The sequence below is a fragment of the Terasakiella brassicae genome, assembly GCF_014641495.1.
Lineage (GTDB): Bacteria > Pseudomonadota > Alphaproteobacteria > Rhodospirillales > Terasakiellaceae > Terasakiella > Terasakiella brassicae.
The window spans coordinates 37,163-58,574 of record NZ_BMHV01000002.1 but is presented as its reverse complement, the minus strand read 5'-3'; the positions used below and the strand labels follow the sequence as shown (position 1 = coordinate 58,574).

Genomic DNA, 21,412 nt, shown 5'->3' with positions numbered 1-21,412 from the left:
TAGATTTAAATCTTCTTTATTGCTCTGTTTCCGGGTCAACAAATGTGACTTCCAGACGGCGTGCGCTGGCTGCCGGGTTTTTGATTTGGGCTTCAAACGGTGTTGTCCCGCCTGCGGCAACTTCTTTGTCTTTGGTGTCGACAATCAGGAACTGAACTTCCGCATCCGTTGCATCAAACAGGGATACCCGGATTTGTGGGACGGTTTGAGTTGTTTCAGAAATATTGCCGACATCGCCGGCAACGATCAAAATATTGTCGTTGCCTTCTGTGCGTCGTGATGAATGGACATCGCGGATTTCCATCAAATCACGCAATTCAGGTTTCATGCCAAGCATGCCCTGAACCATCCCGAAATAGTCATCATAAATTTTGTAAACCGGGGCGGCTTGGGGAACGAATTGCATAATCATACCCCGGCCAAAATGGACCGTACTGCCAAGTAAGGCAATAATGACAACCAGCCAGAAGAGGAGTTTAAAAAATCCACCTTTCTTTTTCTTCTTCTCTTTATGGCGCACGGGGGCTGTAAAGACTTCCGGGATTGGTTCCGGGTCATCCAGATCATCCAGATCGTCAAGGATATCGTCCTTGCTATACATTGACTCGGTCATAGATTGAACCGGTTCGATATCATCATCACCGAAGATATCGTTTAATTCCTCGTCACTGGGCATATCGTCTGCGTCAAATCGATCGCTTGCGGATATTGGCTCCGGTTTTGGTTCTGGCTCAGGTTCAAACATCGGCTCCGGTTCGAACATGGGTTCGGGTTCCGGTTCCGGCATAGGTTCCGGTGCTGGCGGCGGCGGCGGCGGGGCCGTCGTTACCTCGTGTTCATCCAACTCTAGGATGCTATCTTCATAGGGCGGTTGCTCCCATGTATGTGCGCATTTCGCACAACGCAGTGTGCGCCCCTCTTCGCCGAGTGCAGCGATAGGAACGGAATAATGTGCCGAGCAATTTGGACAACTAATAATCATGGAGCCACCAGCTTTTACCTAAGTCCTTATTCTTTATAGGCGTTTCTTTGCGTCTAGGCAAGACTGCCCGTTGCTTAAAAAATCGCGTTAGTTTTGACTTTAATATATTATGTGTGAATAAGGTCTTAACGAACGCGATAAGAATGCGTACAAAGGGTATCGCATTTAAAGTAAGAGGCGGTTGATTTTGGTAATTGTAAAGCTGGAAAATGTAGGTTTACGCTACGGTGTAGGGCCGGAGGTTTTGCGCGATGTTTCCCTGACACTGGAAGAAGGTGCCTTTCATTTTCTGACAGGACCGAGCGGGGCGGGGAAATCATCCTTGTTGAAATTGATGTATTTGGCCCATCGCCCAACCCGTGGTCTTATTTCCCTGTTCGGCAGTGATATTGCGACCACTGGACGGGACACATTACCGGCCCTGCGCCGCCAAGTCGGGGTTGTTTTTCAGGAATTTCGCCTGCTGGATCATATGTCGACATTTGATAATGTCGCCTTACCGATGCGCGTTGCCAATGTGCATGAAAAAGATATTCGCAAGCATGTGACGGAACTTTTAACCTGGGTTGGATTGAAAGATCATATGAGTGCGCGCCCCAGTACATTATCCGGGGGGCAACAGCAACGTGTCGCCTTGGCGCGTGCCGTCATTACCCGCCCCCGCTTGTTGCTGGCCGATGAACCGACAGGGAATGTGGATGATAAACTGGCTGTGCGTTTGCTTCATCTTTTGGAAGAATTGAATAAACTGGGCACGACGATTGTTATGGCGACACACAACGAAGGACTGGTCCGTCAGTTCGGCCACCCGCGTATCTGCATTGAAGATGGTCGTGTTGAACAAATGGGACCGCTGCGCCCGGCACACCGTCCCAATGTGCGGATGGAGGGTAAGATAAGATGAGTTTTCTGTCCTTCAATCACCATAAAGACGTGCCATTGGATAAAGATCCGGGCACGCGTTTTCTGCCGTGGCTGATTGCCTTTATGGTTTATCTGGCGGCCTTGTCTGTGGTGGCGACAGCGATTATGCAGTCGGTCAGTGCACGTTGGGAACGCGGTGTCTCCGATACCTTGACGGTTCAGGTGCCACCGGGTGACAGCGTGAAGCAGGATCAAGCCCAGATCGAAGGGGTCTTGAAAATTTTGCGGGCCCATCCGGCTGTGGTTCTCGCCGAACCGATTGCGCGTACGCATGTTGTGTCGTTGCTGGAACCGTGGCTGGGCAATAGTCGGGCCTTGGATAATATGCCGCTGCCGCATTTGATTGACGTCTCGCTGCGCAGTGGGATGGATGTGGATGGGCAACAGCTGGTCGATGCCATGAATAAAGTGGCCCCCGGTGCGACGATGGATGATCACCGTATTTGGCTGGATCGCCTGATCCGCATGAGCCAAACCTTGGAATGGGGGGCTTATATTGTTTTATCGCTTATTGTGTTGGCCTCTATTGGCACGGTCTTCTTTGTGACCAAAACCGGACTTGCCATCCATCAGGATGTGATTGAAGTGCTCCATCTTATCGGGGCACAGGATACCTATATCGCGCGCCAATTTGCCGAACATGCGCTGAATTTGGGCTTGCGCGGCGGGCTGTTGGGACTGGCGGCTGCCGGTCCAACGTTCGCGGGGTTTGCCTATTTATATCGTCAAATTGACAGTGCTTTATTGCCTGATATTGATATCGGCCTTTGGCAATGGGCGACTGTTATGGGCTTGCCGATTGTTGCAGCGGCAATGGGATACCTGACCGCACGTGTTGCTGTCTTGCGTACACTTCGTAAAATGGTTTGATTATGGTGCGGATGTTACCTCAAAAAAAACGCCGACTTTTCGGTCCATTGGCAATTTTTTGTATTTTGACCTGTTTGGTCTGGTCCGGCGGGTTTATTGTTTTTATGGATCAAGTGCCGCGACTGGTGGAAGATGATTATACCACAACGGATGGTATTGTTGTGCTGACCGGCGGGACGGAGCGTTTGAATACGGGCATGACCCTTTTGACACAAAAGAAAGCCCAAAAGCTACTGATCTCCGGCGTTTATCGTGGGGTGGAGCTTGAAGAATTACTTGCCTTGTCCAAAAGTGCCCCGCAAGAGCTTGAATGTTGCATTGATATTGGACACGAAGCCGACAGCACGCGGGGCAATGCCAAGGAAACAGAGCACTGGATTAAAAAAACCGGATTTAAGTCTTTACGATTGGTGACGGCGAACTATCATATGCCGCGCAGCCTGTTGGAGTTTTCTTTTTCCATGCCTCAGGTCCGGCTGATTGCGCATCCGGTCTTTCCTGAACATGTGAAAGTCGATCAATGGTGGCGTTGGCCGGGAACGGCAGCTCTGATGGTTGGTGAATATAACAAATTTTTACTGGTCTGGCTGCGTCAGGAACTGGCGCGACAAACTGATCTTGAGATATTGAAATGACATTTATTCGATCTGTATTATTTAACATTTATCTTTTTGGCGGCACAGGGGTCATCGCATTAATTTTGCTTGTGTTGTTACCTTTTTCTTCACAGGAAATGCGCAAGGGTTCCCAGTTTTGGACGCGTTATGTTATGTGGGGGATGCGTCATATCACCGGGATTGATTATGAAATTCGGGGACTTGAAAACCTACCCAAAGCGGGCGGGATTATTGCCTGTAAGCACCAATCTGCCTGGGATACAGCAATTTTTGTTCTGTTGCGTCTTCGAACGGCATATATTTTAAAAGAAGAATTACTGAAAATCCCCTTTTATGGCTGGTATGTAAAACGCAGCGGACATATTGCCGTGAACCGTTCTGCCGGGGCAAGTGCCCTGAAAAACATGGTTGCTGATGTTAAAAAGGCCTTGGCAGAAGACCGTAATGTTGTGATTTTCCCGGAAGGGACACGCTCAGCCCCGGGGGAGCCGGGGACATATCATCCCGGTATCGCCGCGATTTACACCCAAACAGGCATGCCGGTTATTCCGGTCGGGTTGAACTCCGGCCTGTATTGGGGGCGGCGTAGTTTCCTGAAAAAACCGGGTAAAATTATCATGGAAATTATGCCGCCGATTGAACCGGGCCTGAAACGCCGTGAATTTATGGCAACCTTGCAGGAACGCATCGAAACAAAAACTTCGGAACTGGAAGCCGAGGGACTGAAAGCAGGAGAACAATAAAATGGGTATCGTTTTGGTCGGTTGCGGTAAGATGGGCGGTGCGATGCTGGCAGGCTGGCTCGATCAGGGGATTGCGGCTGAAGATATTCGCATCGTGGAACATTCTGAGGAAAACGCCCAAGCCTTGCGCCAACGTCATGGTGTGGTTGTTTATGATGACATTGCCAAAATTGAAGAAGATTTTTCGGCCGATATTGTGTTGTTGGCGGTAAAACCGCAAGGGATGGATGCTGCGGCCCAAGCTTGTAAACGATTTGCGACAAACACAACGTTCCTGTCTATTGCTGCCGGAAAAACCCTATCTTATTTTGAAAATATTCTGGGACAGGATGCCGCGATTGTGCGTGTCATGCCCAACACGCCGGCGGCGGTGCGGCGCGGGATCAGTGTGGCATGCGCCAATCCTCATGTAAGCGATGGGGCCAAAACCGAATGCAGCAAGCTTCTGGAAGCCATTGGCGAAGTGGCGTGGGTTGATGACGAAGCCCTTATGGACCCGGTGACCGCCGTGTCCGGGTCCGGTCCGGCCTATGTGTTCTATATGACAGAATGTTTAACCCAAGCTGGCATTCAGGCAGGATTGTCCCAAGATCTTGCCACCCAGTTGGCGCGGGCAACGGTTGCCGGGGCCGGTGAGCTGATGCGTCAAAGCGGGATTGATGCGGCAGAGCTGCGCAAGAATGTGACCTCACCGGGGGGAACGACACAGGCGGCCCTTGAAGTTTTGATGGGGGAAGATGGAATCGGACAACCGATGGCACGTGCCGTTGATGCTGCAACGCAACGTTCCAAGGAACTGGCAGGGTGATCCAGCTTTTTTTCCAATGTCATAGAAAGATCATTTTTCTGTAAAGCGTAATAAATCAAAGCCTTATAAGGTAAGCAAAAGCGTTACCATGAGAGGGTTAAAATATTTTTTGTGCACTGCACAAAAAGAGGTTGACTCTTAGGTAGCATTATACCATATTGAGCTTAGAAATATTGCAGTGCAGCAACCTTATCATTCTTTATTGGAGCAAACCCAATGACCAAACAAGCTAATCCGTTCGCTTTTGACGCTTCTAAAATGTTCGGCGATTTCGACCCGACAAAACTGATGAGCGAATTCGACCCGCAAAAATTCATGGGCGACTTTTCAAAAGCGTTCTCTGAATACAAAATCCCCGGTGTTGACGGTAACGTCATTATGGAAAGCCAGCGCAAAAACGTAGAAGCACTTGCACAAGCCAACAAAGTTGCTTTGGAAGGCATGCAGGCTGTTTTCAAACGTCAGGCTGAAATCCTCGGTCAAGCGATGGAAGAAATGCAGGCAACGTTCAAAGACCTGTCTGTTGCCGGTGAGCCGCAAGATAAAGTGGCCCAGCAAACAGACCTGGTGAAAGAAGCGATTGAAAAAGCATTGTCCAACATGCGTGAACTGGCCGAAATGGCTGGTAAATCCAACACAGAAGCTTTTGAAACAATCCACTCTCGTTTCACTGAGTCTCTTGACGAAGTTAAAGAGCAAGTTCTCAAGCTGAAAAAATAATTAACCTTCCCCCCTGTAAGGTTAGAATTGGGGCTGTCTTGTGGATTATCGAGAGGCAGCCTCTTTTTTTGTCTGGTGAAAGCTGCAAGCTTTTCTTGACATTTCGGGGAAAAAGGCGGATAAGCCGCCTCACGTTGTTTCCGTGCGTGCAAAGTTAATGCACGTGCCCGTGGCAGAAATCTGTCAGTCCTGTGTGCAGCAGGAGTATCGCTTTTAAGCGGTGCCGGTCGCGTTCCCTTGCCCCGATCTGGGCATCATGTGCGGAATTTTAGATGTCACCAGGACGCATTTTAGGGTGACGAAACCGCAGATGATACAGGAACGTAAAACTGTGACCACATTTGATATGTTGGGCCTTGCCCAACCTTTGCTCGACGCTATTGCCAAACAAGGCTTCGATACGCCGACACATATTCAAGATAAAGCTATTCCGCATTTGATGAACGGCCACGATCTGATGGGTGTTGCTCAAACAGGCGGCGGTAAAACAGCGGCCTTTGTGCTGCCTTTGGTTCATCGCCTGTTGGCAGAAAACGAAAAAACAGCCGCTGGAAAACCGCGCTGTATTATTTTGGCGCCGACACGGGAACTGGCCCAACAGATAGGGGTGGCAATTCGCTCCTTTACCAAAGGCCAAAAAGTTTTCCATACGGTTATTTATGGCGGTTCCCCCTATCGCCAGCAATTGCAACAATTGCAACGTGGTGTCCACATTGTTGTGGCGACACCGGGCCGGTTGATGGACCATATGGAACGCGGTTCCATTAAATGTGATGATGTTCATACCTTCATTTTGGACGAAGCTGACCGTATGCTTGATATGGGCTTTATCCACGATGTCCGAAAAGTCGCGGCCTCCATGCCGGCAGAAAAACAAACCGTTATGTTTTCGGCGACCATGTCTAAACAGGTTCGCGGCTTGGCAAGCGGTGTTCTGGTTTCACCGAAAATGGTCGAAGCCGCACGTGAAAATTCTGTCGCCAACACAATTGATCACCGTGTCATGCACATGAAACAGAAAGACAAGCCGAAATTGCTGGATCATCTGCTGGATGATCCGACTTTGAAAAAAGTGCTGATCTTTACACGTACAAAAGCGATGGCAGACCGTTTGTGTGATAACCTGAAAGAACGCGGTCATAAAACCGATACCATTCATGGGGATCGTCAACAGGCTGCACGTCAACGTGTTCTGCGCGCCTTCCGTAATGGTGATATCGAATTGTTGGTGGCGACCGATGTCGCGGCACGCGGTATTGATGTTGCCGATATTTCGCACGTCATTAACTATGATATGCCGTTGGAAGGCGATGCTTATGTCCACCGTATCGGTCGTACAGGTCGTGCCGGTCAAAGCGGTGTTGCCCTGTCTTTCTGTACCGATGGTGAAGGCGATCTGTTGCAAGCCATTGAACGCACCATTCAGCAACGCGTTGATGTTGAATCCGAACATCCTTATCATCAGGACCCAATTCCGTTTAAGGCAAACGGCGATCAAAAACGCCGTCGCTTCGGTGGTGGTGGTACAGGTAAAAAACGCACCTTTGCCAAAGGCCCGAAAAAAGCGGAAGACGGCTTTAAGAAAAAGACGGAAGGTGGCTTTAAAAAGAAATCCGATGGTGGTTTCAAGAAAAAAACCGAAGGTGGATTTAAAAAGCGCGGACCGAAAAAAGTCCAACGCAAGACACCGAATATTGCAGGTCGTCGCGCCGCTTAAGCATTAAAATATATTTGAAAAGGCCGCTTTCATGCGGCCTCGGATTATCGACAAAGCCCCTAAACTGTCATCCCCGACCCTGATCGGGGATCCATCTTTGCTCAATGAGTAACGTTTAACCTATTCATTTTAAATGGATCCTGTATCAAGTGCGGGGTGATGGCTTTTGGACAATTATTTACTAAAACACTTTGTCAGCAGCCTGAGGCCGTTTTCATGCGGGCTTTTTTTTATGGCAACTGAGCCGTGTTCTTTTTGCGGGTCATGTTGGGCCGATAAGACAGACTTTCCCCGATATGTTCAACCTGAACCTGATCACTGCCGGATAAGTCGGCCAAGGTACGCGCGACCCGTAAAACCCGATGATACCCGCGTGCAGAAAGACGCAGTTTTTTTGTGGCTTCCAATAACAGATTTTGTCCGGCTTTGTCCGGTGTGGCGATTTTCAGCAAGAATTCACCATCGGCTTCCGCATTGGTGCGAATGCCGTGATTCTTATAACGGTCTTTCTGTATCGTGCGGGCCTGTAACACGCGCTGGCGCACGTCCAGCGTTCCTTCTTGGGGGGGTGGTAAATGCAAATCGGTTGGATTGACCGCCGGGACATCCAGATGAATATCGATGCGATCCAGCAAGGGGCCGGATATTTTATCCCGGTAACTTTCCGCACATTTTGGTGCACGGGAACAAGCCAGCGCCGCATCATCCAGATGACCGCATCGACATGGGTTCATGGCTGCGATTAATTGGACGCGCGCAGGATAGGATATATGGGCATTGGCGCGGGCAATTTCAGCGCGCCCGCTTTCCAGCGGCTGTCGCAAGGCCTCAAGGGCGGTGCGGTTATATTCCGGTAATTCATCCAAAAACAAAATGCCAAGATGGGCGAGGGAGACTTCCCCGGGACGCACCCGGTGGCCACCGCCGATCAATGCCGGCATGGAAGCCGAATGATGTGGGTCGCGAAAGGGGCGTTGGATCATCAATCCCCCTTCGGGCAAGGTTCCGGCGATGGAATGGATCATGGAAACTTCCAAGGCTTCTTGCGCATCCAAGGGGGGTAAAATACCGGGCAGGCGGCGGGCCAGCATGGATTTTCCGGCACCGGGGGGACCGCAAAACAGCAAGTTGTGATTTCCGGCTGCGGCAACTTCCAAGGCACGCTTGGCACTTTCCTGTCCACGAATATCGCGCAAATCCAGATGGGCCGGACCGTCTTGTTTTTGAACGCGAACAGGTTTGGGACGGCTCAGCACTTGCCGACCTTTAAAATGATTGACCAATTCCAAGAGATTGTTGGGCGCAACCACATCCAGATCCCCCGCCCAAACCGCTTCACCGCCTTGGGGGTTGGGACACAGAATATTGCGATCCTTTACTTGAGCATGGATGGCCGCAGGTAAAACACCGGTGACAGGGGAAAGCCGCCCATCCAATGCCAGTTCCCCCAAGACAATAAAGGGGCTGAGGTCTTCTTCATTCAGGACATCCATTGCCGCCAGTAAACCCAGCGCGATGGGGAGATCAAAATGCGACCCTTCCTTGGCAAGATCGGCAGGTGACAGATTAACCGTGATGCGTTTGGGCGGCAGCGACAATCCCAAAGCACTCAGGGCCGCGCGCACCCGCTCACGGGCTTCTGACACCGCTTTATCCGCCAATCCAACGATGTTGAGGGCGGGAAGGCCGGTGGTAATGGAAACCTGAACCTCGACTTCGATAACGTCGATGCCTTGGAACGTGACGGTGGTGATACGTGCGGTCATTGTATGTCCCTCAAACCAAATATGTCATTCCCACCCTGATTGAGAATCCAGAAATAGGGGCAACCCATAACTGGATCCCCGCTTTCGCGAGGATGACGGTTGTGTATTTGAGAGGGTTATGAAAGGGAGAGAGCGGTTTTATTTTTTGTTGGCTAAGCCAACTGTTCAAAAACATACAATTTCAACTCTGAATATAATATTCTTTTATGACATTCTGTGAGTCCTTACACGATATGGCATATCTTTAATGGTATTTGCATTAAGCACAAACACCATTAGGCGATCTTTTGCAGAAAAAAAGAATTTGCGGCACTTGTACGCGCTATCCTGTTGCGCGTATGATAGGTGCCGTTGTCTATGCAATGTTCGTGGCTGTCTTGAGAGAGAGCGACTAAAGGAGATTTGAATGCAAAGCGGTGAGCAACTAACCGTATTGGCGGAGCAGATTCATCATCTGGTACGTTATATTACAAAGATCAAGGCTGAGTTGGCATCTATTCGACATCCGAAATCTCCGGTTGATCATTTCAATACGGTGGCAGAACAGCTCAACACGATCTGTGAGACAACAGAAGACGCAACGAACACGATTATGGAGTCCGCAGAAGATATTTTATCCAACGTGGATGAACTGAGTGCCAATATTAAATATGAACCGGCGCAGGTTTCTTTGAATGCGATTCAGGACAGCACCAATAAAATCTTTGAATCTTGCTCTTTCCATGATTTGACGGGGCAGCGCATTTCGAAAATTGTGCGCATTATGAATCGTCTGGAAGGCACGCTGGATAGTCTGGTTGATATTGTCGGGCGCGAAGGCCTTGGTGAAATGCCGGTCGATAATGATGAAACCATCGAAGATGTTATTGGGATGCGCGATGGTGATATTGCGATGCATGGCCCGCAAGTCAGTGGGCACGAAGTGTCGCAAGATGATATTGATGCTTTGTTCGGTGGGGATAACTCGCCAAAGGTAGGGCAGGCGGTATCGCAAAATGATATAGACAGCATGTTTGACCAACCGGCAACGCCTGCGGCAAAAACACCGCTGCCTGCCTCTGATGGCGCGGTTTCGCAGGACGATATTGACAGTATGTTCGATCAACCTGCCGCACCGAAAGCAACAAAGCCCAAGGTGGAAAATCCACCCGCAGGACAAGATGTTTCACAAGACGATATTGATAAGCTGTTTGGCTAGCTTCCTAAAATAAACGCCACTTCTTCTTTTTTGTCTCTGTTTCTGTCAACCAGCTTTCCGGTGTCTCACGTTTTTCACGTGCTGTAATCGGGCGGTGGCTATGACTGCGATATTCCACATCGACGAGATAGTTAATTGCACTAAAGTCTTTGCGCGGCAGATCGGCCTTTTTATAAAGGGCGGCAAAGCCTTTTGCACCGGGGTCTTTAATCAAAGTCCGGGCGGCTTGAATATCAATTCCGACACGGTGTGCCATCGCATATTCAAAGAAAGGACGGTCCCCGATTTCCAGGGCACGGAAGATCAGTTCCGGGGTCAGTTTTCCCTGCTTATTCATGGCGAGAACGAGTTTCTCTGCGTCGCGTTTTGAGCGCGGATCATGTAACAAGCGGCGTTTGGCATCTTCACGGGATTCCAGCACCACACGTTCGATCAGAACAGGGGACAGTTTCTGGTGGCTTAGGAGGTAGGCTTTTAACTGGTCGCTGATGACATCGACCAACAGGTCAATGATATGGGGCGGCAGCTGATGGCGCATCGCCAGGCCAGCATGAATGGCTTCGTTTTTTTCAAAACGTTGCAGGACAAGCTCATAGGTATTGTCTTCAAAGGCAGCCCCTTCATTTTTTAAGGTGCTTTCCACAACCGCCTCGTTACCCGCTTCACATAAACTGTGGGTCAAGGTCGGGCTGAGGGTTGGGCGATGAGAAATCGCCATTTGACGATCAGTATCGCCTGTATGGATAATGTCTATAAGATCGTTGTCTTCCAGTAAGTTGCTGAATTCCAGCATGGGAAGGCTGACTTCAAGCACGTCTTTGGCCAGAGACAGAGCCAAATCCTTGGGAATGTCATTATTGGTTTTGAGGGCTTGAGATAAAGAGCTGCGAACGGTGGTATCGACATCGTCGGCCAGTTTTTGGCAGATCGCAATGGCAAGATCATATTCGGTTTCGGATAAGGTTTTATTTTTCAGATCATTTGCCAGTTTCTGTGCGAGCACAGCCCGTCGCGCCGGCGAACTGTCACCGTCAAGCAACTTCACATCATTTAATGTAATCTCCGCCATGACCATATCCCTTAATGCTGCCTCGCCTATTATATCAAAATTCTAATTTATTCCCTATAGTAGAATTAAAACGAAAGAATTTATGTGATGACGCGCACAGCAGTGTAATTTTTTTCAATTCTTTAACCGGGGGTCAGTCTCGAATCACATGTGGTACAAATCGCGAGCTATCTTTGGTAATGGCGCTGTTATCTTCGCGAATCCCGATGCCACAGGGTTGGCTGGCCACCAGCCAACTGCCAATGACAGTGTGATTTCCTTCAAAAACGGGGAGCGGATGTAAGGCTTGTACGATCATGCCTTCTGCCCCGTAAGGTCCCTCAACGTTTTCCAAAGATTCACCTGCACGGTGAATGCTGACATTGGCGCCTTCGCGAGACAGAAGGGGTTTGCGGACAAAGGTATCCCCGACCATATGGGCCTTGGGATCATTTGCAAAATACGCTGGGAGAAGATTGGGATGACCTTCAAACATCTCCCACAACAGAGGCAACAATCCTTTATTGGAGAGAATGCTTTTCCACGCCGGTTCGATAAAGGTGGTCCCGGATGTTGGCATGGCTTTGCCGAATTCTTCCTGCATCATCCATTCCCACGGATAAAGCTTGAACAGGGTATGAATGACATTGTCCTGTAAATCGGTTAGTCGGCCTTTTTCATCAATTCCGATTTCTTCCATATGAATGAAATGGGTCTGAAGACCGGCTTGGGTTGCGCATTCTTCCAGATAAAGAACGGTGCCTTCGTCTTCCAGACTTCCTTGGCTGGAGGCAACATGCAGGGGGCTTTGAAGGTTCATATTGGCAAAAGCACCGATAAGGGCTTCGTGAATGGAGTTAAATTGATCGCAATCGGGCGGGATCAACCCTTGTTCCATGGCCTGTTCCATCCAGACCCATTGAAAAGCGGCACTTTCATAAAGGGAAGTTGGTGTGTCGGCATTATATTCCAAAAGCTTGGCAGGGGATTGTCCGTCATAGGAAAAATCCATACGGCCATATAAATTTTTTTCACGGTTTTGCCAGCTTTGGCGCACATAATCCCAGTAAGAATGCGGGATGGCGAGTTTCTGCAACAAGGCTTCATCCTGAACGACCCGGTCCACAACCTGAAAACACATGTGTTCGAGTTCCGCAGTCGGGTCTTCGATATGGTTTTCAATTTGATCCAGTGTAAATCGATAACAGGCACTTTCATCCCAATAGCGTTCGCCGTCGATTGTATGAAAATGAAAGCCGACTTCCTTCGCCAATTGTTGCCAGTTTGGACGTTCTTCAATGCGGATACGATGCATGATTTCTTATCCGCCGAAACTGCGGGTGCTCATACGGGCGGCGGTGGAGCCAAAACCACCGCGACGCAGGGTCGAGGTTTTCGTGCTTGGGCTTTTCGTAACATTTGACGGGACTTTTTGCACACCGGTTTGGGTGGCAACTTTTTGATTGTCCCCCGTGCGGAAGCTTTTCGGGTCGTCTTTTGAACGATAGAGCGGTTGGGTTGCGACGTTGGAACGCGTTCCGCCACTGAGCATAGACCCCATCATATAACCCATCATCATCGGCATGAAAACCGACCCGCCTGATGTGGTTTGCATGGGGGCTTGTTCGCAATTTTCATTACCAAAATCAGCTTGGCAATCTTCGACGGAGGTATATTTGGGTGCTGTGCGGATATGTTCAGCCGCAGCCTGTTCAAACCCTTGGCGGCATTGATCCAGATCCTGTCCTTCATAACGTGCACATTCATCGACATCTTCGAAAATAGCCGCAACTTCATTGCCGCTGTCGCAAGCACTCATGGTAAGGATTGTCGCGCCCATCAGGGCAAGTTTTAAAGATTTGGAACGTTTCATATCACACCTGTTTTGACCTTTGGGTCTTAATCTAGTAGGAAAAGAGAAACACACAAGTGAAAGTTCCATGGAAAGACCGAATTATATAACGCCGCAAGGCTTGCAAACGTTAAAAGACGAGAAACATCAGCTTTGGTCGGTGGAACGTTCCGAGGTGGTCAAGGTTGTCACATGGGCGGCCGGCAATGGTGATCGATCGGAAAATGCCGATTACCAGTACGGTAAGCGCCGTTTGCGTGAAATTGACCGACGGGTGCGTTTTTTAACAAAGCGTATAGAGGCTGCGGTTGTGGTCAACCCGGAAGAACAAACCAATCGGGATCAGATTTTTTTCGGGGCATTTGTTGTTTATGAAAATGACCGCGAAGAAAAAGTCAGCATCCGCATCGTCGGGGAAGATGAAGTCGATTCGACCAATGGCCTGATCAGTTGGATCTCACCTGTTGCGCGTGCGTTGATGAAAGCGCGTGTCGGGGATTTGGTAACAGTCAAAACCCCAAAAGGCGACGATGAACTGGAAATTCTCGAAATCCGGTATTGATTGGTTAAAGGTCTTCGTGTTCACCCTTGCGCGAGATGGTGACATCCTTGTGGATTGAAACACTGAGCAACAGGCCGAAGCTGAAGAGGATGGAAATCATGACCGTTCCGCCATATGAAATCAACGGCAACGGAACGCCAACGACCGGCAAAAGGCCCATCACCATTCCCATATTAATGAAGACATACAGGAAAAAGGTTGTCGTGACACCCAACGCAACCAGACGGCCAAAATTATTACGCGAACGCATGGCAATCGCATAGCCATAGATCAATAACAACAGGTATAGCCCCATAACCGCCAGCCCACCGATGAGACCATGTTCTTCTGCCAGCATGGTGAAAATAAAGTCGGTTTGTTTTTCCGGTAAGAAGTTAAGGTGACTTTGTGATCCCAATCCAAATCCCTTGCCAGCAATGCCGCCGGACCCGAATGCGATTTTGGATTGCATAATGTGGTAGCCAGCCCCCAGAGGGTCATTTTCCGGGTTTAAAAAGGTGAGAACACGTTTTTTCTGATAAGTATGCAGGAACTGCCACGCCACGGGAATGGCGGCCAAGGCAGATGTGCCGACAAGGATAAACTTCCATAGACGCACACCGGCAAGGAAGAAAATTACACCACTGCCGAGAATCAGCATCAAGGTTGTCCCGAGATCGGGTTGGCGCAAAATTAAGACAGAAGGGGCCGCGACCATAAATAAAGGTACAAACAGATAGGGAATGCTTTGAATTTCTTCAAGGCTGCGGCCATGGAAATAACGTGCCAGTGCCAGTACAAGTGTGATTTTCATCAACTCCGATGGTTGAAGCTGGAAAAAGCCCAGACTGATCCAGCGTTGTGCACCCATCCCTATTGACCCTTTGACTTCAACGCCGATCAATAAACCAAGCGCAATGAAATAAAGGATATAGGAGTATCGCAACCAGATGCGGATATCGGTTAGCGCGACAATAAACATGATGCCCATGCCGCCGATAAAACGGATGAGTTGACGTTTTGCCCAAGGATCCCAACTGCCGATCGAACCGGGGACATCCGGGTCGGGTGAGGCCGCCGAATAAAGCATGGCAAATCCCACGCAGGCCGTTAAAATCAGTAAAAGAACAAACCCCCAATTTAATTCGAGAATTTTGCGACCTAGCGTGAGTTTATCTTGCCCGAGGCGATAGCGTGTCATCATGGTGTGTCCTTACGCCTCCTTTTCATTTTTTTTAGGGGTGGTTTTGGTGGGGACCAATAATTCACCGCGTGCAGATTCTCGTCTTTGGGCTTCCAGCAGAATGTCGCGGGCAATCGGTGCCGCCGTTTTTGACCCCGATCCGCCATGCTCAACCACAACAGAAACCGCGTAGCGCGGGTTGTTATAAGGGGCAAAGGCGACAAACAGGGCGTGATCACGCAGTTCCCACGGCAGTTCATCATTTTTCAACACCCGTGTGTCCCGCTCGGATTTGGAAATGCGGCGAACCTGTGCGGTCCCGGTTTTACCGGCCATTGCGAATTCAGCTTCCTTGATGCGCGAACGAAAGGCTGTTCCACCGGGGATATTGGTAACGGCATTCATACCGCGCTGCACGATTTTTAAATGGGCTTGTGAAATGCCTAGTGGCTCGAATGTGGTGCGGACCGGGACCTCGACCGCATCACTGGTGGTGATTTTACGTGTCAGATGCGGAATGATTTTGGTCCCGCTGACAATGCGTGCCGTCATCACAGCCAGTTGTAACGGGGTGGCCAAGACGTACCCTTGACCGATACCGGTAATCAGGGTTTCCCCGCCTTGCCACGGTGCCCCGATGGTGGCCAGCTTCCAGTCCCGCGATGGCATCAAACCGGTGCGTTCGCCGGGCAGGTCAATGCCGTTTAATTCGCCAATGCCGAGGCGACGTGCCATATCGTGTATGCGGTTAATCCCGGTGCGTTTGGCAATTTCATAGAAATAGACATCGCAGGAATGCATATGGGCTTCTTCCATATTGACATGACCGTGCCCGCCTCTTTTCCAGCAGTGAAAACGTGCGTTGCCCAGTTCCATGTGACCGGGGCAATAGATTTCCTGTGAAGGAGTGATAACCCCTTTTTCAAGGGCGGCCAAGGCGACAACCATTTTAAAGGTGGAACCGGGGGCATATTGCCCGGCAATGGCTTTGTTGGTCAGAGGGCCGCGTGGATTGGTGATCAGGTTTTGCCATTCCTTATGGGATAACCCGCGATTAAAGGCATTTGGGTCATATGTCGGGCTGGACGCCATCGAAAGAACTTCGCCGGTATGGATATCCAGAACAACAGCCGCTGCGGCTTCTTCGCCGAGACGTTCGGCGACCATTTCCTGTAATCCGGCATCCAGTGTCAGGGTGATTTCTGCGCCGGGTTCTCCGTCTTGGCGCTGGACTTCCTGAATCACACGACCCAGTGCGTTGACTTCAACCTGAGAGGTACCACCCGTGCCGCGTAGCTTTAGATCATGCAGTTTTTCGATGCCGGACTTCCCGATTCGAAAACCGGGTAATTCCAATAAAGGGTCGTCTTTGGCATCACGTTCGGTAACAGAAGCCACATAGCCCAGAACATGCGCACTGTAATTGCCTTTTGGATAATGGCGGGTCTGACCGACATCAATTTCACTGCCGGGAAGGTCCGGTGTGTTGACTTCGATCTGTGCGACTTCTTCCCATGTCAGGTTTTCGCGCACAGTGACGGGGACAAAGCTGCGTTTGCGTTTGATTTCTTTCAGGATTTTGTTTTTTTCTTTTTCACCGATTTCGATGATTTGACCCAATGTATCCAGCGTCCCCTTGGGGTTGCCATTGGTATCTTCGGCGGTGATGATGACCCGGTAGTTTTGTTCATTGACAGCCAGTTCTTCGCCAAAACGATCCACAATATTGCCGCGTGGCGGCGGTAACAGACGGATGGAAATGCGGTTTTCTTCCGCCATTGTTTTGAAACGCGGGGCTTCGACGACTTGCAGATAATACATGCGCCCGACCAGTGCAGACATCAAAACCAGCTTGCCACCGCCAAGGACGGCCGCACGCCTGCTGAAGAGTTTTGATCTGTCCGAACTGCGATGCATTTAAACGGGTTCCTTTTTTTATTATCGTAAAATACTGCGTTGCCAGCGGCCCATAAGCCACGCCAGAAGAGGGTAAAATCCAATGGTCATAAGGTATTGAAAAAAGACCGGGCCGGGGACAAGAACATGCATGTGATAGGCGGATAGTAACAACCAGGCTTGCAGCGCGGCCCCGGCCGCGATGATGCTAAACCCCAGCCATTCCACCCAGAAGGTTTTCCCCAAAAAGAAACGGCGTTGCCCTAAAACGACACCGAATACAGTGAGGTAAACAATCGTGTTTAATCCCATCGGTGCACCGCTTAACGCATCTTGCAGAATGCCAATGGCGAAAACGGCAATGATCGGCAACAGGTCGGGGCGAAAAACGGTCCAGTGAAAAATGCCCATCAATGCCAATTGGGGTACGATGGACCCGTATCCCGGAATATGGGTGGGAATGACGCTAAGCAAAATAAGAACGACCGACAACCCCACCGGAGAGATATTGCGCGCCCATAAATCCAGACGCTGCCAAAAACCCGGTTTCATGGCTCTGACGGTCTCCTTTCTGTCCCCGGTTTTGGCACAACCGTGCGCATTTCAATCGGTGTATGAACGGGTTGTGCAACCGGTTTCGCAGGAAGGTCATTTTTGGGAAGATCGGTTCTTAAACGGTCACGGTCCAAAATGCCATCCAATCCGTAATCAATAATGCGCACGATCTCAAGACGGGAACTGTCGACGTACAACGTAACCTCGATCGCTTTATCGCTGACAGAGGAAACTTGACCAACAGGAATACCTTGCGGGAAAGCACCGCCATGACCGGATGTCACGATGCGATCACCCGGGGATACAATGGTGCCGGGCGGCAGTTTACTTAAAATGGGTTTTTCTTCGTTGCGACCAATCATAATCCCGCGCGCGCGTGAGCTTTCGATCATGACCGGAATGCGGGAGTTCAAATCGGATAAAAGCAGGATACGGGCGGAACGATAGGCAACACCGGCAATGCGACCGACAAGGCCTTCACCCGTGACAACGGCTTGTCCGTTTTTCACCCCTTCGCGAACACCGGCATAAACCAGCATGCTTTCCGAGAAAATCCCGCCATCATCGGAAATGACGCGAGCGGTTTTGTAAGTGGCTTGCGGCCCCACTTCAAATTTCAGTAGTTCGCGCAGAACGGCGTTTTCACTCTCAACCTGACGGGCAACGGTTTGCCATTTTAACAAACGTTTGTTTTCTTCGCTCAGGCGTTGGTTTTCTTCATGCACGGCTAAAAATTGCCGCGCTTCAGCCAGATAACCGCGCACGGTTTCTGCCGGTTCCGCAACCGCTTCGAGAATGGGGGCAAAAGCATCGTTAATGCGGGCGCGGGCTTCTTCGACAATGACCGTTTCGGCCTTGCCGAGCATCATCAGGGCAAAAGCCGCCAAAATCAGCCCGAGATATGCAAATCTCTGCAGCAGATTTCGGATCACATCGACCCGGTTTTGTGCGCCTGGTCCGTGCTTTACCAAAAGATGTTTCCCTCATTCTCAAGGCAAAAGCGTTTTAAGCTAAAACGCTTTATTTATTAATACATAGAAGACAGGACGTGCTTAAGCTTCTTCATTTCTTCAAGCGAGCGACCTGTACCCAGTGCGACGCAAGATAGTGGATCATCGGCAATGGAAACCGGTAGTCCGGTGGAATGGCGCAAAACGAAATCCAGATTGCGCAGCATACCAGCCCCGCCTGTCAGAACGATGCCTTTATCAACGATATCGGCCGCCAGTTCCGGGGCGGTGTTTTCAAGGGCGACTTTGCAGGCTTCGATGATGGCACCGACTGGTTCTGTCAGGCTTTCTGCAATCTCGCGCTCTGAAATGACCAATTCTTTCGGTACGCCATTCATCAAATCGCGGCCTTTGATTTCCATCGTGCGGCCTTCGCCGTCTTCCGGCGGGCAAGCCGACCCGATTTCTTTTTTAATCCGTTCTGCGGTACCTTCACCAACCAGCAGGTTGTGCGTGCGCCGGATATAGGCGATGATGGCTTCGTCCATTTTGTCGCCACCGACACGCACAGAGCGCGCATAAACAATGCCGCCTAAAGACAAGACGGCAACTTCGGTGGTCCCACCGCCGATATCAACGACCATGGAACCGGTCGGTTCGGTCACAGGCAAGCCTGCACCAATGGCTGCGGCCATCGGTTCTTCGATCAGCATAACTTTGCGGGCACCTGCATTTTCAGCAGAATTTTGGATGGCGCGGCGTTCAACAGCGGTTGAGCCGGAAGGCACGCAGATCACAACCAAGGGGGCGGCAAAGCTGCGGCGATTATGCACCTTGCGGATAAAGTGCTTGATCATTTCCTCGGCAATTTCAAAATCAGCAATCACCCCGTCGCGCAAAGGGCGAATGGCTTGAATATTACCCGGTGTACGGCCAAGCATTTGCTTGGCTTCTTCACCAACGGCAAGAACCTGTTTTTTACCCATGTTATCGGCAATGGCGACAACGGACGGTTCGTTGAGAACAATCCCTTTACCTTTGACGTAAACCAGTGTGTTTGCGGTTCCTAAATCGATTGCCATGTCAGCGGACAGAACGCCGAACAGTTTTGAAAACATCTCGCCTCAACTCTCGTTTTGCAGGCCAAGCCCTGATAACCCAAATGGCTTTTCAAAAATACTTCGAAAAACCGATTAACCTTTATAAGAAGTCGCGTGCCGCAATACTAGTCCTTATCACGAGCCGCAAACATTTTTTTTGTAACAGTTCGAGACTTCGCACACTTCTTAACCCATGCATGATGAAGCAAAGAAGTTAATAAAAGATGAGGGCCGCAAAAAAGGGAGAAAACAAGGCTTGGCTTTCTCCCTTTAGTGTCCGTGATTTAGGCGGTTTTTAACTTTTTCGCCCCCCAAAAAAGAATGGGGGGATGTTTATGTCTAACGCGCGGCTTAGATGGTACCGATGTCTTCGGGTTTACCTTTGGTGCGCTTGACCAGCAATTTGTTCACCGCGTTTAAATAAGCGGTGACGGAAGCGACCATAGTGTCCACATCCGCGCCGCGTCCGTTGACGGTTTTACCGTCTTCTTCCAGACGGACTGTGACTTCGGCCTGTGCATCCGTTCCTTTGGTCACGGCATGGACCTGATACAGTTCCAGATGGGCATTCGGCAGGGGCACAATTTCTTTAATGGCCTTGAAGGCCGCATCGACCGGGCCATCGCCGGCGGCAATGGTTTTGCGCTCTTCCCCATCAACTTCGATCGCCAGGGCTGCGATTTGTTCTTTGACGTGGGTGCCGCAAGTGACTTGGAAATGTTTCAGTTTGACCCGTTCGTTGACGCGCATGACTTCATCATCGACCAAGGCGATAATGTCTTCGTCATAAACATCTTTTTTCTGATCGGCCAGATCCTTAAACCGTTTGAAGGCATCGTTCAAGGCATTGTCGCCCAGCTCATACCCCAAGGCGGACAGCTTATCTTTAAACGCATGGCGACCGGAATGTTTGCCCAAGACGATTTTGTTGGCATTATCCAGTCCGACACTTTCCGGTGTCATAATCTCGTAAGTGCCAGCGTGTTTTAACATTCCGTCCTGATGAATGCCGGATTCGTGGGCAAAGGCGTTCTTGCCGACGATGGCCTTGTTAGGCTGGACGGAAAAGCCTGTGATGGCTGACACCATGCGTGAGGCCCGTGTGATCAATTCGGATTTAATGCCGGTATCATAGGGCAGGAAGTCTTTGCGGGTGCGCAAGGCCATGACGATTTCTTCCAAGGCGGCATTGCCGGCGCGTTCGCCCAGACCGTTGATGGTACATTCCACCTGACGCGCACCAGCACGTACAGCGGACAGGGAGTTGGCAACCGCCAAACCCAGATCATTATGACAATGGGTGGAAATAATTGCTTTGTCGATGTTGGGAACGCGGTTCATCAACATATCGATCAGGGCATAATATTCTTCCGGGACCGTATAACCAACGGTATCGGGGATGTTGATGGTGCGTGCACCGGCATCAATGGCGGCTTCGACACAACGACACAGGAAATCGGCTTCGGTTCGGGTGCCGTCTTCGGCTGACCATTCGACATCTTCAACCAAGGAGCGTGCAAAGGTGACGGATTCTTTGACTTTTGCCAGAACGGCATCGGGTTCCATCTGCAATTTATATTTCATATGCAGTGGCGATGTGGAAATAAATGTATGAATACGATGTTTCGGTGCGTGCTTAACGGCATTGAAACAGCGTTCAATATCCCCGCGCGCGGCACGGGCCAAACCACAAATGCTGGCATTTTTGGCCTGTTTGGCAATTTCGCTTACAGATTCAAAATCCCCTTCCGAAGCGATTGGAAAACCGGCTTCGATGACATCTACACCCATTTCTTCCAGTATGCTGGCGATGCGCAGTTTTTCTTCCAGGTTCATGGAGGCACCGGGGGATTGTTCCCCGTCACGCAAGGTGGTGTCAAAAATAATTACACGGTTAGAATCGGTTGTCATCTATCTCATCCTAGAATTGGCATTTGCTACG

20 protein-coding genes are annotated in these 21,412 nt (G+C 50.2%); 9 read left to right on the top strand and 11 right to left on the bottom strand.

Translation table 11 applies throughout. The annotated features are described in order from the left end of the window. Positions 1 to 16: 16 nt before the first annotated feature. A complete protein-coding gene (locus IEW74_RS01505) occupies positions 17 to 982 on the bottom strand; it encodes a zinc-ribbon domain-containing protein (protein ID WP_188660446.1) in 966 nt (321 codons plus the stop codon). Positions 983 to 1,175: 193 nt separating this feature from the next. Between IEW74_RS01505 and ftsE the strand changes: the two genes are divergently transcribed. The 7 genes from ftsE to IEW74_RS01470 all read left to right on the top strand — a co-directional run bounded on the left by ftsE (position 1,176) and on the right by IEW74_RS01470 (position 7,381). Further along, the gene (ftsE, locus tag IEW74_RS01500; RefSeq protein ID WP_188660947.1) at positions 1,176 to 1,886 is read left to right on the top strand and encodes a cell division ATP-binding protein FtsE; all 711 of its coding nucleotides are present in this window, start codon (positions 1,176 to 1,178) and stop codon (positions 1,884 to 1,886) included. Next, positions 1,883 to 2,776: a cell division protein FtsX gene (locus IEW74_RS01495; RefSeq protein ID WP_188660443.1), complete on the top strand. Its 894-nt coding sequence runs from the start codon at positions 1,883 to 1,885 to the stop codon at positions 2,774 to 2,776. Before ftsE ends, IEW74_RS01495 begins: the two co-directional genes overlap by 4 nt. 11 nt (positions 2,777 to 2,787) lie before the next feature. Next, complete coding sequence (locus IEW74_RS01490; protein WP_229734201.1) at positions 2,788 to 3,411, top strand: YdcF family protein; 624 nt, start codon at positions 2,788 to 2,790, stop codon at positions 3,409 to 3,411. Continuing rightward, positions 3,408 to 4,136: a lysophospholipid acyltransferase family protein gene (locus tag IEW74_RS01485; protein ID WP_188660437.1), complete on the top strand. Its 729-nt coding sequence runs from the start codon at positions 3,408 to 3,410 to the stop codon at positions 4,134 to 4,136. Before IEW74_RS01490 ends, IEW74_RS01485 begins: the two co-directional genes overlap by 4 nt. Before the next feature lies 1 nt (position 4,137). Next, complete coding sequence (gene proC, locus IEW74_RS01480) at positions 4,138 to 4,944, top strand: pyrroline-5-carboxylate reductase (RefSeq protein ID WP_188660434.1); 807 nt, start codon at positions 4,138 to 4,140, stop codon at positions 4,942 to 4,944. A gap of 216 nt (positions 4,945 to 5,160) precedes the next feature. After that, complete coding sequence (locus IEW74_RS01475; protein ID WP_229734200.1) at positions 5,161 to 5,664, top strand: phasin family protein; 504 nt, start codon at positions 5,161 to 5,163, stop codon at positions 5,662 to 5,664. A gap of 295 nt (positions 5,665 to 5,959) precedes the next feature. Continuing rightward, the gene (locus IEW74_RS01470; RefSeq protein WP_188660431.1) at positions 5,960 to 7,381 is read left to right on the top strand and encodes a DEAD/DEAH box helicase; all 1,422 of its coding nucleotides are present in this window, start codon (positions 5,960 to 5,962) and stop codon (positions 7,379 to 7,381) included. 230 nt (positions 7,382 to 7,611) lie between these two features. Here IEW74_RS01470 and IEW74_RS01465 read toward each other — a convergent pair whose 3' ends face one another. Continuing rightward, a complete protein-coding gene (locus tag IEW74_RS01465) occupies positions 7,612 to 9,147 on the bottom strand; it encodes a YifB family Mg chelatase-like AAA ATPase (protein WP_188660428.1) in 1,536 nt (511 codons plus the stop codon). A gap of 406 nt (positions 9,148 to 9,553) precedes the next feature. On the opposite strand from IEW74_RS01465, the gene IEW74_RS01460 reads away from it, so the two are divergent. After that, the gene (locus IEW74_RS01460; protein WP_188660425.1) at positions 9,554 to 10,345 is read left to right on the top strand and encodes a hypothetical protein; all 792 of its coding nucleotides are present in this window, start codon (positions 9,554 to 9,556) and stop codon (positions 10,343 to 10,345) included. 4 nt (positions 10,346 to 10,349) lie between these two features. Here the strand turns inward: IEW74_RS01460 and IEW74_RS01455 are convergent, their stop codons facing one another. The 3 genes from IEW74_RS01455 to IEW74_RS01445 form a co-directional block, all read right to left on the bottom strand. Continuing rightward, entirely contained in the window at positions 10,350 to 11,414 is a 1,065-nt protein-coding gene (locus IEW74_RS01455; RefSeq protein ID WP_188660423.1) for a DUF2336 domain-containing protein, read from the bottom strand. Positions 11,415 to 11,547: 133 nt separating this feature from the next. Beyond that, positions 11,548 to 12,708 (bottom strand): glutathionylspermidine synthase family protein, encoded by a 1,161-nt coding sequence (locus IEW74_RS01450; protein ID WP_188660420.1) that lies wholly within the window; start codon positions 12,706 to 12,708, stop codon positions 11,548 to 11,550. 6 nt (positions 12,709 to 12,714) lie between these two features. Beyond that, positions 12,715 to 13,266, bottom strand: a complete 552-nt coding sequence (locus IEW74_RS01445; RefSeq protein ID WP_188660417.1) for a DUF1190 domain-containing protein — start codon at positions 13,264 to 13,266, stop codon at positions 12,715 to 12,717. A gap of 67 nt (positions 13,267 to 13,333) precedes the next feature. On the opposite strand from IEW74_RS01445, the gene greB reads away from it, so the two are divergent. Continuing rightward, positions 13,334 to 13,807, top strand: coding sequence for a transcription elongation factor GreB (gene greB, locus IEW74_RS01440; RefSeq protein ID WP_188660414.1), 474 nt, complete (start codon positions 13,334 to 13,336; stop codon positions 13,805 to 13,807). A gap of 4 nt (positions 13,808 to 13,811) precedes the next feature. Here greB and rodA read toward each other — a convergent pair whose 3' ends face one another. The 6 genes from rodA to IEW74_RS01410 form a co-directional block, all read right to left on the bottom strand. After that, a complete protein-coding gene (gene rodA / locus IEW74_RS01435; protein ID WP_373283767.1) occupies positions 13,812 to 14,990 on the bottom strand; it encodes a rod shape-determining protein RodA in 1,179 nt (392 codons plus the stop codon). Between the two features lie 9 nt (positions 14,991 to 14,999). Next, positions 15,000 to 16,886, bottom strand: a complete 1,887-nt coding sequence (mrdA, locus tag IEW74_RS01430) for a penicillin-binding protein 2 (protein WP_188660411.1) — start codon at positions 16,884 to 16,886, stop codon at positions 15,000 to 15,002. A gap of 21 nt (positions 16,887 to 16,907) precedes the next feature. Beyond that, on the bottom strand, positions 16,908 to 17,417 hold the full coding sequence (mreD, locus tag IEW74_RS01425; RefSeq protein ID WP_188660408.1) for a rod shape-determining protein MreD: 510 nt from the start codon (positions 17,415 to 17,417) through the stop codon (positions 16,908 to 16,910). After that, positions 17,414 to 18,391, bottom strand: coding sequence for a rod shape-determining protein MreC (gene mreC, locus IEW74_RS01420; protein ID WP_229734199.1), 978 nt, complete (start codon positions 18,389 to 18,391; stop codon positions 17,414 to 17,416). The genes mreD and mreC overlap by 4 nt, the downstream gene beginning before the upstream one ends. A gap of 56 nt (positions 18,392 to 18,447) precedes the next feature. Beyond that, complete coding sequence (locus IEW74_RS01415) at positions 18,448 to 19,488, bottom strand: rod shape-determining protein (protein WP_188660406.1); 1,041 nt, start codon at positions 19,486 to 19,488, stop codon at positions 18,448 to 18,450. A gap of 333 nt (positions 19,489 to 19,821) precedes the next feature. Further along, the gene (locus IEW74_RS01410; RefSeq protein ID WP_188660403.1) at positions 19,822 to 21,381 is read right to left on the bottom strand and encodes a 2-isopropylmalate synthase; all 1,560 of its coding nucleotides are present in this window, start codon (positions 21,379 to 21,381) and stop codon (positions 19,822 to 19,824) included. Between the last annotated feature and the right edge of the window lie 31 nt (positions 21,382 to 21,412).